At 70.3% G+C, this 16,379-nt stretch carries 17 protein-coding genes; 10 read left to right on the forward strand and 7 right to left on the reverse strand.

Going from position 1 to position 16,379, the window contains the following annotated elements:
• Positions 1 to 17 precede the first annotated feature (17 nt).
• From KUM44_RS31245 to KUM44_RS31265, 5 genes are all read left to right on the forward strand, one after another.
• Positions 18 to 953, forward strand: coding sequence for a cellulose-binding protein (locus KUM44_RS31245; RefSeq protein ID WP_030046672.1), 936 nt, complete (start codon positions 18 to 20; stop codon positions 951 to 953).
• 86 nt (positions 954 to 1,039) lie between these two features.
• On the forward strand, positions 1,040 to 2,017 hold the full coding sequence (locus KUM44_RS31250; protein WP_217213131.1) for an ABC transporter ATP-binding protein: 978 nt from the start codon (positions 1,040 to 1,042) through the stop codon (positions 2,015 to 2,017).
• Positions 2,018 to 2,019: 2 nt separating this feature from the next.
• Complete coding sequence (locus KUM44_RS31255; protein ID WP_217213132.1) at positions 2,020 to 2,790, forward strand: ABC transporter permease; 771 nt, start codon at positions 2,020 to 2,022, stop codon at positions 2,788 to 2,790.
• Between the two features lie 256 nt (positions 2,791 to 3,046).
• Positions 3,047 to 4,285 carry an ABC transporter ATP-binding protein gene (locus KUM44_RS31260; RefSeq protein WP_217213133.1) on the forward strand — a complete coding sequence of 413 codons (1,239 nt, stop codon included), beginning with the start codon at positions 3,047 to 3,049 and terminating at the stop codon, positions 4,283 to 4,285.
• The gene (locus KUM44_RS31265; protein ID WP_217213134.1) at positions 4,282 to 5,151 is read left to right on the forward strand and encodes an ABC transporter permease subunit; all 870 of its coding nucleotides are present in this window, start codon (positions 4,282 to 4,284) and stop codon (positions 5,149 to 5,151) included. The genes KUM44_RS31260 and KUM44_RS31265 overlap by 4 nt, the downstream gene beginning before the upstream one ends.
• Positions 5,152 to 5,263: 112 nt before the next feature.
• Here the strand turns inward: KUM44_RS31265 and KUM44_RS31270 are convergent, their stop codons facing one another.
• Positions 5,264 to 5,596 carry an ATP/GTP-binding protein gene (locus KUM44_RS31270; protein WP_217213135.1) on the reverse strand — a complete coding sequence of 111 codons (333 nt, stop codon included), beginning with the start codon at positions 5,594 to 5,596 and terminating at the stop codon, positions 5,264 to 5,266.
• A 223-nt stretch (positions 5,597 to 5,819) separates the two neighbouring features.
• Here KUM44_RS31270 and KUM44_RS31275 point away from each other — a divergent pair, with 223 nt between their 5' ends.
• On the forward strand, positions 5,820 to 6,848 hold the full coding sequence (locus KUM44_RS31275) for an LLM class flavin-dependent oxidoreductase (protein ID WP_217213136.1): 1,029 nt from the start codon (positions 5,820 to 5,822) through the stop codon (positions 6,846 to 6,848).
• Positions 6,849 to 6,939: 91 nt separating this feature from the next.
• Here KUM44_RS31275 and KUM44_RS31280 read toward each other — a convergent pair whose 3' ends face one another.
• Positions 6,940 to 7,332 (reverse strand): SCO5389 family protein, encoded by a 393-nt coding sequence (locus KUM44_RS31280; RefSeq protein WP_215161494.1) that lies wholly within the window; start codon positions 7,330 to 7,332, stop codon positions 6,940 to 6,942.
• Positions 7,333 to 7,606: 274 nt separating this feature from the next.
• Here KUM44_RS31280 and nucS point away from each other — a divergent pair, with 274 nt between their 5' ends.
• Positions 7,607 to 8,278 carry an endonuclease NucS gene (nucS, locus tag KUM44_RS31285; RefSeq protein WP_217213137.1) on the forward strand — a complete coding sequence of 224 codons (672 nt, stop codon included), beginning with the start codon at positions 7,607 to 7,609 and terminating at the stop codon, positions 8,276 to 8,278.
• A gap of 79 nt (positions 8,279 to 8,357) precedes the next feature.
• On the opposite strand, the gene KUM44_RS31290 is transcribed toward nucS, so the two are convergent.
• The 4 genes from KUM44_RS31290 to KUM44_RS31305 form a co-directional block, all read right to left on the reverse strand.
• Positions 8,358 to 10,904: an ATP-binding protein gene (locus tag KUM44_RS31290; protein ID WP_217213138.1), complete on the reverse strand. Its 2,547-nt coding sequence runs from the start codon at positions 10,902 to 10,904 to the stop codon at positions 8,358 to 8,360.
• A gap of 262 nt (positions 10,905 to 11,166) precedes the next feature.
• Complete coding sequence (locus tag KUM44_RS31295; protein ID WP_217213139.1) at positions 11,167 to 11,490, reverse strand: STAS domain-containing protein; 324 nt, start codon at positions 11,488 to 11,490, stop codon at positions 11,167 to 11,169.
• 206 nt (positions 11,491 to 11,696) lie between these two features.
• On the reverse strand, positions 11,697 to 12,545 hold the full coding sequence (locus KUM44_RS31300; protein WP_217213140.1) for a 3-hydroxyacyl-CoA dehydrogenase family protein: 849 nt from the start codon (positions 12,543 to 12,545) through the stop codon (positions 11,697 to 11,699).
• 136 nt (positions 12,546 to 12,681) lie between these two features.
• The gene (locus KUM44_RS31305) at positions 12,682 to 13,323 is read right to left on the reverse strand and encodes a TetR/AcrR family transcriptional regulator (protein WP_217213141.1); all 642 of its coding nucleotides are present in this window, start codon (positions 13,321 to 13,323) and stop codon (positions 12,682 to 12,684) included.
• A gap of 79 nt (positions 13,324 to 13,402) precedes the next feature.
• Between KUM44_RS31305 and KUM44_RS31310 the strand changes: the two genes are divergently transcribed.
• The 3 genes from KUM44_RS31310 to KUM44_RS31320 are packed head-to-tail and all read left to right on the forward strand — an operon-like array spanning position 13,403 to position 15,534.
• A complete protein-coding gene (locus KUM44_RS31310) occupies positions 13,403 to 14,185 on the forward strand; it encodes an ABC transporter ATP-binding protein (protein WP_217213142.1) in 783 nt (260 codons plus the stop codon).
• 13 nt (positions 14,186 to 14,198) lie between these two features.
• Complete coding sequence (locus KUM44_RS31315; RefSeq protein ID WP_217213143.1) at positions 14,199 to 14,948, forward strand: ABC transporter permease; 750 nt, start codon at positions 14,199 to 14,201, stop codon at positions 14,946 to 14,948.
• Between the two features lie 13 nt (positions 14,949 to 14,961).
• The gene (locus tag KUM44_RS31320) at positions 14,962 to 15,534 is read left to right on the forward strand and encodes a cob(I)yrinic acid a,c-diamide adenosyltransferase (protein WP_217213144.1); all 573 of its coding nucleotides are present in this window, start codon (positions 14,962 to 14,964) and stop codon (positions 15,532 to 15,534) included.
• A gap of 117 nt (positions 15,535 to 15,651) precedes the next feature.
• On the opposite strand, the gene KUM44_RS31325 is transcribed toward KUM44_RS31320, so the two are convergent.
• Entirely contained in the window at positions 15,652 to 16,233 is a 582-nt protein-coding gene (locus tag KUM44_RS31325) for a hypothetical protein (protein ID WP_217213145.1), read from the reverse strand.
• Positions 16,234 to 16,379 lie beyond the last annotated feature (146 nt).

The following is a 16,379-nucleotide window of genomic DNA, read 5'->3' on the forward strand; positions in this document are numbered from 1 at the left end:
CATTCGACAGGAACCCCATGAGCGACACTTCCCCCTACGGCTTCGAGCTTGTGCGGCGTGGGTACGACCGCGCTCAGGTGGACGAACGGATCTCGAAGCTCGTCTCCGACCGTGACAGCGCTCTCGCCCGCATCACCGCTCTGGAAAAGCGCATCGAGGAGCTCCACCTCGAGACGCAGAACGCCCAGGCTCAGGTAACCGACGCAGAGCCGTCGTACGCCGGTCTCGGCGCGCGTGTCGAGAAGATCCTCCGCCTCGCCGAGGAAGAGGCCAAGGATCTGCGCGAGGAGGCACGTCGCGCGGCCGAGCAGCACCGCGAGCTCGCGGAGTCGGCGGCCCAGCAGGTCCGCAACGACGCAGAATCGTTCGCTGCGGAGCGCAAGGCCAAGGCCGAGGACGAAGGCGTCCGGATCGTCGAGAAGGCCAAGAGCGACGCGTCCCAGCTGCGCTCCGAGGCGCAGAAGGACGCGCAGTCCAAGCGCGAGGAGGCGGACGCCCTCTTCGAGGAGACCCGTGCGAAGGCCGCGCAGGCCGCCGCCGACTTCGAGACGAACCTCGCCAAGCGCCGCGAGCAGTCCGAGCGCGACCTGGCGTCGCGTCAGCAGAAGGCGGAGAAGCGTCTCGCGGAGATCGAGCACCGCGCGGAGCAGCTGCGTCTGGAGGCGGAGAAGCTGCGCACCGACGCCGAGCGCCGGGCCCGCCAGACGGTGGAGACCGCCCAGCGTCAGGCCGAGGACATCGTGGCGGACGCCAACGCCAAGGCCGACCGCATCCGTTCGGAATCCGAGCGCGAGCTCGCGGCGCTCACCAACCGCCGCGACAGCATCAACGCTCAGCTGACGAACGTCCGCGAGATGCTGGCGACGCTCACGGGCGCCGCGGTGGCCGCCGCCGGCACCCCGGCCGAGGACGAGCCGATCTCCCGTGGGGTTCCCGCCCAGCAGACCCGGTAACGATCCGGCGCACGTCTGCTGAATTTTGGCAAAGCCCTCTGCCACTGGGGTGGCAGAGGGCTTTGTCCCGTTTTAGCGTGGGCGGCATGATCGAGCTTGAGGGGCTGACCAAGCGGTACGGCGAGAAGGTGGCGGTCAACAACCTCACCTTCACCGTCAGACCGGGCATCGTCACCGGCTTCCTCGGCCCCAACGGCGCCGGGAAGTCCACCACGATGCGGATGATCCTCGGTCTCGACCACCCCACCGCCGGCCATGTCCGTATCGACGGCAAGCGCTACGACCAGCTCAAGGACCCGCTCACGTACATCGGCGCGCTGCTGGAGGCGAAGGCCTGGCACGGCGGGCGCAGTGCGTTCAACCATCTGCTGTGTCTCGCACAGAGCAACGGCATTCCGACGAAGCGGGTGCGCGAGGTGCTGGAGACGGTCGGGCTGACGGCGGTCGCGAAGAAGAAGACCAAGGGCTTCTCGATGGGCATGGGCCAGCGGCTCGGCATCGCGGGCGCGCTGCTCGGCGATCCACGGATCCTGATGTTCGACGAGCCGGTCAACGGGCTCGACCCCGAGGGCATCCACTGGATCCGGAACCTGATGAAATCGCTGGCCGCTCAGGGGCGGACGGTGTTCGTCTCCTCGCATCTGATGAGCGAGATGGCCCTGACCGCCGACCACCTCGTGGTCATCGGACAGGGGCGGCTGCTCGCCGACACGTCCATGGCCGACTTCATCGAGCGGAACTCGCGCTCGTACGTCCGTATCCGCACCCCGCAGCGGGAGCTGCTGCTCGACGTCCTGCACACGGCCGGGATCACGGCGGTTCAGACCGGGGACGGGGCGTTGGAGGTCGACGGCACCAAGGCCGAGCAGATCGGTGAGCTGGCGGCGCGGCACGGGGTCGTGCTGCACGAGCTGAGCCCGCAACAGGCCTCCCTGGAGGAGGCGTTCATGCAACTGACCGCGGAGTCGGTGGAGTACCACGCGCACGCCGACGCCCTGCCCCCCGCACAGCAGCGGCTACAGCAACAGCAACAGCCGTGGGGCAGTGAGTGGAGGAGGAGCTGAGCATGGCAGCCACCCAGGTCGTCCGCTCCGAATGGACCAAGATCCGGTCCGTGGCCTCCACCGTGTGGACGCTGTCCCTCGCCGTGGTGGTCACCATCGCCCTCGGGATGCTGATCTCGGGTCTGTCGAACAGCGAGTTCGACAACATGAGCGAGCGGGACAGGCTCTCCTTCGATCCGACGTTCATCAGCTTCGCCGGGATGAGCCTCGGTCAGCTCGCGCTGATCGTGTTCGGTGTGCTCGTCGTGTCGAACGAGTACAGCACCGGCATGATCCGCACCTCCCTGGCCGCCGTACCGCGGCGCGGGACGTTCCTGGCCAGCAAGATCGCGGTCGCGACCGGCCTCGCGCTCGTCGTCGGCCTGGCCACCAGCTTCGTCACCTTCTTCCTTGGGCAGGCGATGCTAGGCGACCACCGGGCGGAGATCGGCGACCCGGGGGTGCTGCGGGCGGTGATCGGCGGCGGGCTCTACATGGCCCTCATCGCGATGTTCTCGATGGGCGTCGCCGCGATGCTGCGCTCGCCGATGCTGTCGCTGGGCATCCTGATGCCGTTCTTCTTCCTGGTCTCCAACATCCTCGGGAACGTCTCGGCGACCGAGAAGATCGGCCGCTATCTGCCCGACCAGGCCGGCAGCAGGATCATGCAGGTGGTCACCCCGATCGACGACGACAAGCCGTACGGCCCCTGGGGCGGCCTCGGGATCATGGTGCTGTGGGTGATCGCGGCGCTCCTGGGCGGCTACCTCACACTGAAGAAGCGGGACGCGTAGGCGCTCCGCCGGGAAGAGCCGCCCATGCCGTCGTTCGACTGCGGCGCCGTCGTGGCTGGTCGCGCCCACGCGGCGGTAGCCGCACATCGATCACAGCCCCGCGCCCCTTCGGGGCGCGTCACCGGACCCGCATCAGCGAGGGCCGTCGGCGAGTTTTTACTTGCCCTTGAGTGGAACCGTCAGCGCCTAGGTATCCTCCTAACCCTTACGGGGGGCGTGTGCCCCGCTGTCCTGATCCTTTCGATGGGTGCGGAGCATGATCGAAGCAGTCGGCCTGACCAAGCGCTACGGCGACAAGACCGCTGTGTACAACTTGTCCTTCCAGGTGCGGCCCGGTTCCGTCACCGGCTTCCTGGGCCCCAACGGCTCGGGCAAGTCGACGACGATGCGGATGATCCTCGGCCTGGACAACCCGACCGCGGGACGCGTCACGATCGGCGGCTACCCGTACCGCAAGCTGCCCAACGCCCCCCGCCAGGTCGGCGCCCTGCTGGACGCCAAGGCCGTGCACGGCGGCCGGGCCGCCCGCAACCACCTGCTGTCCCTCGCCCAGCTGTCCGGTATCCCGGCCCGGCGGGTGGACGAGGTGCTGGGCGTGGTCGGCCTCCAGGACGTGGCCGGCAAGCGCTCCAAGGGCTTCTCACTCGGCATGGGCCAGCGGCTCGGCATCGCCGCCGCACTGCTCGGCGACCCTCAGGTGCTGCTGTTCGACGAGCCGGTCAACGGCCTCGACCCCGAGGGCATCCTCTGGGTGCGGAACCTGATGAAGTCGCTGGCGGCCGAGGGCCGTACCGTCTTCGTCTCCTCCCACCTCATGAGCGAGATGGCGCTGACCGCCGACCATCTGATCGTGATCGGCCGCGGCCAGCTGCTCGCCGACATGAGCGTCAAGGACTTCATCGCGGCCAACTCCGCGGGCTTCGCCCGGGTCCGTACGCCCGACACCGAGCCGCAGCTGCGCGAGAAGCTGGCCGGCGCGCTCACCGAGGCGGGCGGCCACGTGCTGCCCGAGCAGGACGGCGCGCTGCGGGTGACGGGACTGCCGCTCCCCCGCATCAGCGACCTCGCGCACGACACGGACGTACGGCTGTGGGAGCTGTCTCCGCACCAGGCCTCGCTGGAGGAGGCGTACATGCGGATGACGCAGGGCGCGGTCGACTACCGCTCGACGACCGACCAGAAGGCCGGGCTGATGCAGCAGCAGCCGCCGGGCGCGCAGCCGCCGATGCCGGTGCCGGGTCAGGGCCAGCCCGGCTGGTACGCCCCGCCGCCGCCCCAGGAGGGCGGGCAGCCGTTCCCCGCGCCGCAGGGCCGGCCGGGGCCGTACGGCGGCCCTGGGGCGCCCGCCGCGGGTGCGCCCAACCCGTACGCCCAGCAGGCGCCCCAGGCACCGGCTCAGCCCCCTGCCGCACCGCCGCAGGCCCCGGCCCAGCCGCCCGCCGCGCCCGCCCCCTCCGCCCCTGCCGCCCTGACCAAGCCCGAGGACGCCCGATGAGCACGCCCCAGCCCCCGATGCCGCAGACCGCCGCACCGAACTGGCAGGCGGCGCCCGGCTCCTCGTATCCCACCTACACCTCGCCGATCCCCGTCGTGCGCACGCACCTCGGGCACGCGCTCGCCTCCGAGTGGACGAAGATCCGGTCAGTGCGCTCGACGATGTGGACGCTCGGCGTGTTCGTGCTGCTCGTCGTCGGCATCGGTCTGGCGGCCGCCGCGCTGGTCGCCGCCAACTCCTCGGACGGCAGCCTGAGCGGGGAGAGCCCGCTGGGGCTCGGCTTCTTCGGGCTGCTGCTCGGCAGCATGTGCATCATCACGCTCGGCGTGCTGACCACCGCTTCGGAGTACGGCACCGGCATGATCCGGACCACGATGACCGCCTGCCCGTCCCGCGGCCGCGTGCTGGTGGCGAAGGCGATCGTGTTCTTCACGGTCGCGTTCGTGGTGACGCTGGCGTCGTCCTTCATCGTCGCCCTCGCCGACGTGTCCATGGTGGACGCGCGCGAGCCCAGCGGCGAGGAGTGGTTGAAGGGCACGGTAGGCATCTCGCTCTACATCGCGCTGCTCGGCCTGCTCTCGCTCGTCGTCGGCTCGGTCATCCGGCATTCCGCGGGCGCGATCACGATCATGATCGGTGTGCTGCTGGCCCCGCTGGTCATCGCGCTGTTCATGTTCTCGGAGTCGCTGAAGGACCTCCAGCAGGCCCTGTTCGAGTACTCGATCCCGAGCCAGCTCGGCGTCTTCTACTCCCAGTCCCTCACCGACTCCGGCCCGTCCGGCTGGGACCCCCTCTGGATCATGCTCGGCGTCACCGCGGCCGCCTTCGCCGGCGCCTACGCCCTCCTGGAGAAGCGGGACGTCTGACCCGCCCCGACACCCCTGGAACTTCGGCGCGTTACAGGACCGCCGCACCCGCGTGGTGCGGCGGTCCTTGGCTTTCCAGCACGTCCGGAACGATCGAGCCGCCCGACAACCCCTAGAACTTCGGCGCGTTACGGGACCGCTGCACCCGCGTGGTGCGGCGGTCCTTGGCGTTCCAGCAGGCCTTGTGCCAGTGGCGGCGGTCGTCCACGCCCGCGTGGGCCTGCCAGGCGACGACGTGGGGGACGCCGTCCGGGATCAGTTGGTCGCAGCCGGGGCAGCGGTACGCCTTGCCCTGGGCGCTGGCGCCCGCCACATGCCGTACGTTCCAGTCCTCGCCCTGCCAGCTCTCCGTGGACTGCCAGCCGCCGTAGCGCGCGGAGCGGTCGTCCTCGGCGCTGTGTCCGGACGAGCCGGCTCCCTTGGGTCGGTTGCGACGCGGGGACACGGAACACCTCACGGGGCTATACAGGATGCGGGGGCCATGTCCAGCCTACGCCGCGCGGACAGGGGTAGCCGTACGGAACCAACCCCCACAAGTCCCCCACGCCGACGACCGATTCTGAAGACAATCCGCAAATCTCTTCGTCAAGCCGTGTCCTCGGCACGTGTCAGACGGTTATGCCGGGTGGGGGAGCTCCACGTCGGAGCCAAGGAAGCAGGAAAAGGCAATGCACGTAGGAAGTTTCGTGTTGGCGGCCCGGTTCCCGGGACAGGGCGAGGGGGAGGCGCTGCACCGCGCCGTCCGCTCCGCCGAGGTCGCCGAGGAAGCGGGGCTCGACTCGGTCTGGGTGGCCGAGCACCACTTCGTGCCGTACGGCACCTGTCCGTCCGCGATCACCCTGGCCGCCTTACTGCTCGGCCGTACCCGTCGGCTGAGGGTCGGCACGGCGGTCAGCGTGCTGCCCACGGCCCACCCGGTGGCCCTCGGCGAGCAGGCCGCGCTGCTGCACATCACCTCCGGCGGGCGGTTCTCGCTCGGCGTGGGGCGCGGCGGTCCGTGGGTCGACCTGGAGGTGTTCGGGTCGGGTCTCAAGGCGTACGAGGAGGGGTTCCCCGAATCGCTCGATCTGCTGCTGCGCTGGCTGCGCGAGCCCTCGGTCGCCTCCGCCGGCGAGCAGTTCGACTTCCGTGAAGTCCCCGTCGTGCCGAGGCCGTCGGAGTGCCTCACGGACGCCGAGGGCCCCGAGGTCGTCGTCGCGTGTACGTCACCGAAGAGCGTGCGGCTGGCGGCCGAGCGCGGGCTGCCGATGTTGCTCGGGATGCATGTGGGCGACGAGGAGAAGGCCGAGATGGTCGCTCTGTGGCGGGAGCACGCCCGCGCGGCCGGGCGACCGGCCGACGAGATCCGGGGCGCGGCCCATGTGTCGGCCGGCGTCTGCCAGATCGCGGACCGGCGCACGGACGCGGTGGAGACGCTGACCAAGGCGATGCCGGGCTGGCTCCGTCAGGGCCTGGAGGCCCATGTGACGGTGGACGGCCGCCATCGCGCGATGCGCGACCCACTGGCGTACACCGAACTGCTCTGCGGACTGCACCCGGTGGGCACCCCGCGCCTCGCCGCCGACCGCCTGGCGGCGACCAGCGAACGGACCGGTATCTCCCGTTTCGCCCTGCTCGTCGAGGGCTCGGGCGACCTGGCGGCCACCGAGGAGAACGTCCGTCGACTGGGCGCCGAAGTGCTGCCGCAGCTCGGCTGAAAGGCCCTGTGTCACCGTGCCGCCAGGGACTTGCCGCCCCGTACTGATTGCACCTCCCGCGTACGGAGCGGCAAGCAAGCGGCTTACCGCGTCAGCAGTCCCTGAATTCCGGGGACTGGTTCAGCAGCTGGCTGCGCACCGAGGTGAAGCGGGCGAGCGTCTCGTCGACCGAGGCGTCAAGCGGGAACACCGCCACCCGGTGGCAGTTCTGGAAGGCCAGTCGCACCCCGAAGTGCCGCTGCAGCGCGCCGCGTATCGCGTCACTCGCAAGTGCACGCAGCAACTGGCCACGTGCCTGCTCGTCCGGCGGGGGCGTCTGGTTGTCGGCGAACTGACCGCCGTCGACCTTCAGCTGGGCCACCAGGGAGCTGATCATCTCCCACGCATAGGGCAGGGAGGTCCGGACGCAGTCGACGAAGGCTGCTTCGTCGACCTCGCCTCGCTCGGCCTGTTCGAGTAGGGCCGGTGAGACGTCGAGCGACATGGGTTCTCCTCTCGCACCCCCACAACAGCGGGGGTTGCCTGACAGATAGGGGAGTTCGCGATACCGAACACTCTGTGTACACGCGTCGCGACCTCCCGTTTAATACGGTAGGCAACAGACGGTGACGGCACCAGGAGAATGCGTACATGGGCGGTCCCCGTTGGGCACACCAGGCCCACAATCGGCCAGAAATGAACAGTGGCATGCCGGGGTCATACGGACTCCCCCAGGGCGAATCGCGTCGACACCGGCCCGTCGAGTAGCGTTGCGGACCATGCGTCTCGTCATTGCCCGATGCTCCGTCGACTACGCGGGCCGGCTCACCGCCCACCTGCCCTCGGCGCCCCGTCTGATCCTGGTCAAGGCGGACGGAAGCGTCTCGATCCACGCGGACGACCGGGCCTACAAGCCCCTGAACTGGATGTCGCCGCCGTGCACCCTGAAGGAGGGTGACGGCGAGCAGAAGGACGTCTGGACCGTCACCAACAAGGGGGGCGAGAAGCTCATCATCACGATGGAGGAGATCCTCCACGACTCCTCGCACGAACTCGGCGTGGACCCCGGCCTGATCAAGGACGGCGTGGAAGCGCACCTCCAGGAGCTCCTCGCCGACCGCATCGAGACCCTCGGCGAGGGCTACACGCTCATCCGCCGCGAGTACATGACTGCCATCGGCCCGGTCGACATCCTGTGCCGCGACGCCGACGGCCAGACCGTCGCGGTCGAGATCAAGCGTCGCGGCGAGATCGACGGCGTGGAGCAGCTGACGCGCTATCTGGAGCTGCTGAACCGGGATCCCCATCTCGCGCCGGTACGCGGGATTTTCGCGGCCCAGGAGATCAAGCCCCAGGCCCGCGTCCTCGCGACGGACCGCGGGATCGGCTGCCAGGTGCTGGACTACGACGCCATGCGCGGGATCGAGGACGACAAGCTGCGGCTGTTCTGACGCGCGGCGGTTGGCAGTTCCACGACGGTGAGGGCCGGGTCCGTTCAACGGACCCGGCCCTCTTGTCTTGATCAGTGCCTCAGATCACGGTGTCCGAGCTGCTCGGTGAGCCTGCCTCCGTCGTCTCCGGTGCGCTGGCCGAACTGCTCGCAGGGGCACTGGAGCTTGCCGGGCCGCTGGCCGAGTCCGAGGTGGACGGTGTGGGCGTCGGTGTCGGCGTCGGTGTCGGGGTCGGCGTCGGCGTGGGAGTCGGTGTCGGTGTCGGTGTCGGCGTGGGAGTCGGCTTCGGTGACGAGGACGACGGCTTCGATGTCGGCTTCGTCGGAGAACTCGTCGTACCACCGCCGGAACTGTTCGTACCGCTCGGGTCGTCCGACGGCTCCGTCGCACCGTCCGTCGGCGTCGGGTCGTCCGACGTGCCGGGGGTGCCGTCGGGCCCCGGATCCGTCGGCCGGCTGGTCGCCGTACCCGTGTCGCCGGAGCTCTTCCCGTCGTCGCCCTCCGCCTTGTCGGCGCCGAGGCTGTCGTCGCCGATGCCCTGGCTGGCGGACGGGTTGACACCGACCTGGGTGGCCGGGGTGTCGGGGTTGTTGTCGGACGTGGCGCCGAGGGTCACCACCGTGCCGAGGACGGCCACGAGCAGGGCGCCCGAGCCGGCCGCGACGAGGTTGCGCCGGGCGAAGCCGCGGATGCCGCCCCGGCCCTTGTGCGAGGGCGCCGGGGACGGCGAGGGCGACGGTGCCGAGGCGCGGTGGGTGACCAGGGTCGTGGCGTCCCCGCCGGGCGGGAACGCGGCGGCCGGTACGCCTCCGGGCGGCGACTGCGACTCCTCGTAGCGCGCGTCCGGCACCTCCTCCCCCGCCGTGGCACCGAACGCGGCCACTCCCGGGGTCGTGCCGGAGCGGTCCGAGACCAGTGCGAGGGCTCGGCGGCCGGCGACGGTGCCGCGCTTGTCGGCGAGGGCGCCGCGCAGGCCGATGGAGGTCTCCAGCTCGGCGCGGGCCCGGTCCAGCCGGCCGCCGCAGAGCGCGAGGATGCCCAACTCGTGGTGGAAGTAGGCCTGTTCGGCGACGTCACCGGCCAGTCGGGCGGCCTCGGCGCCGACCCGCAGCGCCCGCTCCCAGGCGCTCCAGTGCAGCCCGGCCGCGAACGCGGGCCCCGCCGTGCGGGCCAGCTGCACGGTCGGGCTCTCCTCGCCCTCGGCGGGCGGTGTCGTAGCGGGCACGAGTACGCCGAGGGCGGCGAGCACGGCGTCCGCCTCGGCGCACACGCGCTCCGGGGTGACCGAGGGGTGGCCGGCCCACCAGCCGTAGTGCTGGGCGGCGGTGAGGGCGTTGTCCTGGACGTCCTCTGTGTATCCGGCGGCCTCGAGCTGGGCCTGCACGCCGGCGGCGAGCCGGTAGCGGGAGCCGACCGGTGAGACCAGTCCGCAGTCGGCGAGCTCGCCCAGCGCGGCGTCCGCGTGGGTGTCGCCGACCAGCGCGGGCAGATGCGCCTGGTGCGGCACCTCGCCGCCGAGCGCGACGGCGAACCTCAGGGCGGTACGGGCCGAGGCGCTGAGCCGTGAGGCGAGCAGCGGCGCGGGGCCGGCCGCCTCACCGAGGGAGGGCAGGGGTGTCTCCTCGCCGCGGCCCTCGGTGCCGTACGCCCCGTCGAAGGGCGCGTCGGCCGGGGGCGCGGTGTCCTCGAAGACGCCGTACTCGTCGACCGCTTCCGCGCCGGCCCGCAGCCGGTCCCGCTGCCGCAGCAGGGCGCCGGCCTGGACGAACCTGAGCGGCAGGCCCTCCGACTCGAACCACAGGTCGCCCGCCCAGTTCGCCTCGTCCTCGGTGAGGACCCGGCCGACCTGGCGCTCCAGGAGCTCCACGCTCGCGGCCCGGTCGAACCCGCCGAGGGCGACCTCCTCGATGCCGGAGTCGACGGACGGCGCGGGCACGTCGGGCGTGGCGCCGAGCAGGAACGCGCACTCGGGGGTCGCGTCCAGCAGCTCGTCGAGCGCGGCGCCGCCGAACTCGACGTCGTCCAGGACGACGACCGCGCCGATCTCCCGTACGAAGCCGAGCAGTTCGTCCCGATCCGGGCGGTGCAGGGGGGCGCTGTAGACGGCGTAGAAGAGGTCGTACAGCAGATCGTCCGGTGTGCGGTGGTAGCCGCTGAGCCGGACCACGCCGTCGGGGGCGAGGTCCGCGCAGTCCTCGGCAACGAGGTCGAGGAGACTGGTGCGGCCGGCGCCCGGGGCGCCGACCAGGCGCACGGAGCGACCACGGGCGAGCATCCGCACCAGCTGTTCGCGCTCGTCCTGGCGGGCCAGCAGCGGCTCGGTGGGACGGGTCGGGCCGGGGGGGACGGGTGGCTTGGCGGCGCGGTCGACCTCGGCGCGTTCGGCCGGGGTCAGCTTCGCGGGCCGCGACGGCCGTTCCGCCGGCGGGCAGACCTCGATCTCGCTGCCGTCGACCGGGTTGACGGTGAGCAGGAAGTCGCCCGAGACCAGCTGCACGGTGCGGGCGAGTGCGGGCGCGTGCTGTCCGAAGTCGGATGTGAGGGGGTCCCTGGGCGGGCGATGGCGCGACGACTGGCCGTCACCGTCATGGCCGTACTCCTCGGGTCCCCGGTTGTTCGGGTCCATAGGTTTCAAGCCCCCCAAAAGCGTCGTGTGCCCAAGCCAAGCCCCTCCCGGCCTTGCTGCACACCGCGCTGTCGCTTCTGGTCCGGGCCCGCTCGAAGGGGTTTGTCTAGGCGGCGGGCAGCCGAACCTTAAACCTTTGCACAGTATCTACGACAGGTCGGGGTACCGCGCCGTCCGAGACGTCACAGTCTCGTGAGGATTGTGCGTGACGTGCGCTTCGCAACCGGAACGCCCGACTGTCCCGCCCCACCCGTGCCGGGGGTCACACCCGAGGCAGGGACTCCACCCCGATACCGCCCTCGATCGCCAGGATCCGGTGCAGCCGGGTGGCCACCAGCAGGCGCTGCATCTGCGGCGGTACGCCGCGCAGCACCAGGCGCCGGCCGCAGCGGCCGGCCCGCCGGTGGGCCCCCATGATCACCCCGAGTCCGGTGGCGTCCCAGGAGTCCAGCTCGGACAGGTCGAGCACCAGATCGCCGACTCCGTCGTCGATGGCCGAGTGCAGGACAGTACGGGCGTCCGCCGCGCTGCGGACGTCGAGGACGCCCCCGACGACCAGTTCGGCGTGGTCGCCCCTGATGTGCATATGCGCTCCCCAAGCGTGCGTCGGTGCTCCGCGATGCGTGCCTGTGCTTGTTCCTGTGCCTGTGATTGCTATGAGTCTTCGCTGTGGCCGGTGATGCAACCTCTGACTGCGTTCAGCGGTCAGAGGTTGCCGTCTGTAAGCGAACCGATACCGAATTCACCCCATCGCGTGATGGGCGCGGGGGCTGTGCGGTGGTCTACGAAACCTCAGTAGCTGTAAAAGCCTTGCCCGCTCTTGCGGCCGATGTCACCCGCGTCCACCATCCGGCGCATCAGCTCCGGCGGGGCGAACTTCTCGTCCTGGGACTCGGTGTAGATGTTGCTGGTGGCGTGCAGCAGGATGTCGACGCCGGTGAGGTCCGCGGTGGCGAGCGGGCCCATGGCGTGGCCGAAGCCCAGCTTGCAGGCGAGGTCGATGTCCTCGGCGGTGGCGACGCCCGACTCGTACAGCTTGGTGGCCTCGACGACGAGGGCCGAGATCAGCCGGGTGGTGACGAAGCCGGCGACGTCCCGGTTGACGACGATGCAGGTCTTGCCGACGGACTCGGCGAACTCCCGTGCGGTGGCGAGGGTTTCGTCGCTCGTCTTGTAGCCGCGGACCAGCTCGACGAGCTGCATCATCGGCACCGGCGAGAAGAAGTGGACGCCGACGACCCGCTCGGGGCGCTCGGTCGCCGCCGCGATCTTGGTGATCGGGATCGCGGAGGTGTTGGAGGCGAGCACGGTGTCGTCCCGCACGATCTTGTCGAGCGCGCGGAAGATCTCGTGCTTGACCTCGAGCTTCTCGAAGACGGCCTCGATGACGACGTCCGCGTCGGCGGCGGCGTCCAGGTCGGTGGTCGCGGTGATCCGGGCGAGGGCGGCGTCGGCGTCGTGCGCCTCCAGCTTGCCCTTGCTGACGAACTTGTCGTACGACGCCTTGATGCCGTCGGTGCCACGCTTGAGAGCCTCGTCGGTGACGTCCCTGAGGACGACGTCCCACCCCGCCTGAGCGGAGACCTGGGCGATCCCGGAACCCATCAAGCCGGCGCCGATGACGGCAAGCTTCCGTGCCACTGTTGCGACTCCCCTTTGAAACGCCTTACACCCTGTTTAGGTTGCTCTTCGGCGGACCTTAGCGCTCGTGAGGGACTGTGTGACCGGTTAGTAACGCGAGTCACGTCTCATCTGACGGACATCACACCGGCACGGGTCATTCCACGCCTCGGACGGCGTAGTTGAGCACCTTCTCGCTCAACAGCTCCTCGATGTCGTCGAGAAGTACGAGCATCTCGCGTGACACTTTGCCCGGTTTGCGCCCGGCGACCATCTCCCGCCCGATGTGGACGAACACCGTCTGGTGGATCCAGGCGATCTGACCGGCGATCAGCCCCGGCAACGGGTCACCGGGCTCCGCGCCGGCCTCTTCACGCAGGGTCGACTCCAGGTGGTCGTGGATCTCCTGCTGAAGGCTCCACAGCCGCGAGCGCAGGGGCGGCGCCTCGTGGATGCAGCGCATGAACCGGTCGTAGCCCTCCATGAGTCCCAACCGGGGCGAGACGGCCTCGACCTCGGCGCGCAGCTCGCGCAGCACGGCCCGGGCGGCCGACTCCCCCGCCTCCCGGCCGCGCACCCAGCGGGAGAGCTGGTCGACGACGCCGGCGGAGCGGTCGAAGAAGAGGTCCTCCTTCGCCGGGAAGTAGTTGTAGACGGTGTTCACGGAGACGTCGGCGGCCTCTGCCACGTCCGCGATCGTCACGGTCACGAAACCGTGCTCCAGGAACAGCCCGGTGGCGATGTCCGAGATCCGCTGCCTCGTCTCGCGCTTCTTCCGCTCCCTGAGCCCTTCCGCCATGGACCCATCCTAGCTTCCGTGGACTCTCTTAAACTTTGGGGTCATTGCAAAATTTAAGGGACTCTGTTTTTCTGGGGTCATGCCCATCATCAGTACGGCCGGACTGGCCCGTACCTTCCAGACCAGGCTCGGCCCCGTGGAGGCCGTGCGCGGCATCGACCTGACCGTCCGCGAGGGTGAGATCCTCGGCTTCCTGGGCCCGAACGGGGCCGGCAAGACGACGACCCTGCGGATGCTGACGACCCTGCTGGCGCCCACCGGAGGCGCGGCCACCGTGGCCGGCCACGACCTCGCGACCGACCCCGCCGGGGTGCGCCGGGCGTGCGGATACGTGGCACAGTCGGGCGGCGTCGATCCCCAGATCACCATGCGGGAGGAGCTGGTCACCCAGGGCCGCCTGTACCGCCTGACGAAGGCGCAGGCGGCCGAGCGCGCCGAGGAACTGGCCCGCGACCTGGGACTGACCGACCTCCTCGACCACAAGGCGGGCGCCCTCTCCGGCGGGCAGCGGCGCCGCCTCGACATCGCGATGGCGCTCACGCATCGCCCGAAGGTCCTGTTCCTCGACGAGCCGACGACCGGCCTCGACCCCGGCAGCCGGGCCGACCTGTGGGACCTGATCCGGCACCTGCGCGACGAGCACGGCACGACGGTGTTCCTGACCACCCACTACCTCGACGAGGCCGACGCCCTCTCCGACCGCCTGGTAGTCGTCGACAAGGGCGTGGTCGTGGCGACGGGCACGCCGAGCGCGCTGAAGCTGGAGTACGGCGGCTCGATCGACGCGACCCTCCAGGACACCTTCCTCGCCATCACCGGCCGCAGCGTCACGCCGGCCGACGCCACCCCCGTAGCCGTATAGGAATCCCACGAAGATGCTGCTGCACGACACCGCCCTCATCTACGGCCGGTACCTCCGCCAGTCCCTTCGCTCCCGGTTCGCGCTGCTCTTCGGCGTGCTGATGCCGCTGCTGTATCTGCTGTTCTTCGGTCCACTGCTGACGGATCTGCCGCTCGGCGGGAGGGGGAGTTCATGGCAGGTGCTCGTCCCCGGTCTGCTGCTCCAACTAGGCCTGTTCGGGGCGTCGTTCGCCGGCTTCGCCGTCATCATCGAGAAGGGCCAGGGGGTGGTGGAGCGCATGCGCGTGACACCCGTCAGCCGCCTCGCCCTGCTGCTGGGGCGCGTCCTGCGGGACGCCACGGTGTTCGTCTTCCAGGCCGTGCTGCTGGTGCTGGCGGCACTCGTGATGGGACTGCGGGCTCCCCTGCCCGGTGTGCTGATCGGCTTCGCGTTCGTCGCGCTGCTGACGGTGTCGCTGGCCTCGTTGTCGTACGCGCTCGCGATGAAGGTCGACAGCCCGGCGGAGTTCGGCCCGGCGGTCAACGCCATGACGATGCCGATGATGCTGCTGTCGGGCCTGATGCTGCCGATGACGCTGGGGCCGCGGTGGCTGGATGTCCTGTCCCACTTCACCCCGTTCCGCTATCTGGTGGACGCGGTGCGAGACGCGTACGTCGGCTCGTACACGACGGCACACATGCTGTACGGCGCTTTGGTGGCCGTCGCCTTCGCGGCGCTGGCCGTGACGGTCGGCACACGCGTGTTCCGAACGGCCGGGGCGTAACTACGCTGGCCATATGGTCAATCTGACGCGCATCTACACCAGGACCGGCGACCAGGGCACCACCGCCCTCGGCGACATGAGCCGGGTCGCCAAGACCGATCTGCGGATCTCGGCGTACGCCGACGCCAACGAGGCGAACGCGGTGATCGGCACGGCCATCGCGCTGGGCGGGCTCGACGAGGAGGTCGTCAAGGTCCTCACCCGGGCGCAGAACGACCTGTTCGACGTGGGTGCGGACCTGTCGACGCCGGTGGTGGAGAGCCCGCAGTTCCCGCCGCTCAGGGTCGAGCAGTCCTACATCGACAAGCTGGAGGCGGACTGCGACCACTTCCTCGAGGGACTGGAGAAGCTGCGCTCCTTCATCCTCCCGGGCGGCACCGCGGGCGCGGCCCTGCTGCACCAGGCCTGCACGGTCGTACGCCGGGCCGAGCGCTCGACGTGGGCGGCGCTCGAGGTCCACGGCGAGACGATGAACCCGCTGACGGCGACGTACCTGAACCGCCTGTCCGACCTGCTGTTCATTCTGGCGCGGACGGCGAACAAGGAGGTCGGGGACGTGCTGTGGGTGCCGGGCGGCGAGCGCTGAGCCGCCCGGCCGAAGTCGGCGCGGCCGCGCCCCCGAAGGGGCGCGGGGCTGTGTTGAATCTGCGGCTACCGCCGCGCGGGCGCGACCAGCCACGAAGGGCCCGCAGAGGACCACGGTCTACAAGACCCGTTCCTTCGACGTGACAAGGCTGTCGGTGGCCTCAGAGCCACCCTTCGGCTGCCTCGGCCAGATCAGGTAGGTCAGCGCGACCAGGCCATGGATGCCGGCGGCCCGCAGCGCCACCCATTGGAACGACCGCAGCGACGACGTGTCACCGTCCCCGACGTACCAGATCGCCCCCTGGAGCAGGGCGAGCGCCACCGCCGCCGCGAGCAGTGTCCGCAGCCACAGCCGGCCCTCGTGCCGGGCCCGTGCCATGCCGTACTGCGGAGGCTTGGGCGGGCGCGGGGCACCGGCCAGGCGGTGCGCGGCGTGGCCGTCCAGCCAGCGGATCGTGTAGTGGCCGTAGGCCACGGTGAAGCCGATGTAGAGCGCGGCCAGGCCGTGCTCCCAGCCCGGCTCGGCGCCGTTCTTCAGGTCGATCGCCGTCGCGACGAACAGGACCAGCTCCAGCAACGGCTCGCACAGCAGCAGCACCACGCTCGTGCGGCGCCACTTCAGCAGGTAGCGGACGGCGAGGCCCAGCGCCAGCAGCACCCAGAAGCCGACCTCGCAGGCGATGATGAGGGCGACGATCACTTCATGCTCCCTTCGGTCACCGTTCCAGGCTCCCGTCGGGACCGGCCGCTTTCGTCGTCGGCGGTGACGAACTCGCGGTACATCGAAAGATGCAGTCCAGGACCCTTCCGCGGAACCAGGCGCCGAGCGCCCGGCCCGTGTTGGAT

The organism is Streptomyces sp. AC550_RSS872 (assembly GCF_019049285.1).
In the GTDB taxonomy this organism is placed as follows: Bacteria; Actinomycetota; Actinomycetes; order Streptomycetales; family Streptomycetaceae; genus Streptomyces.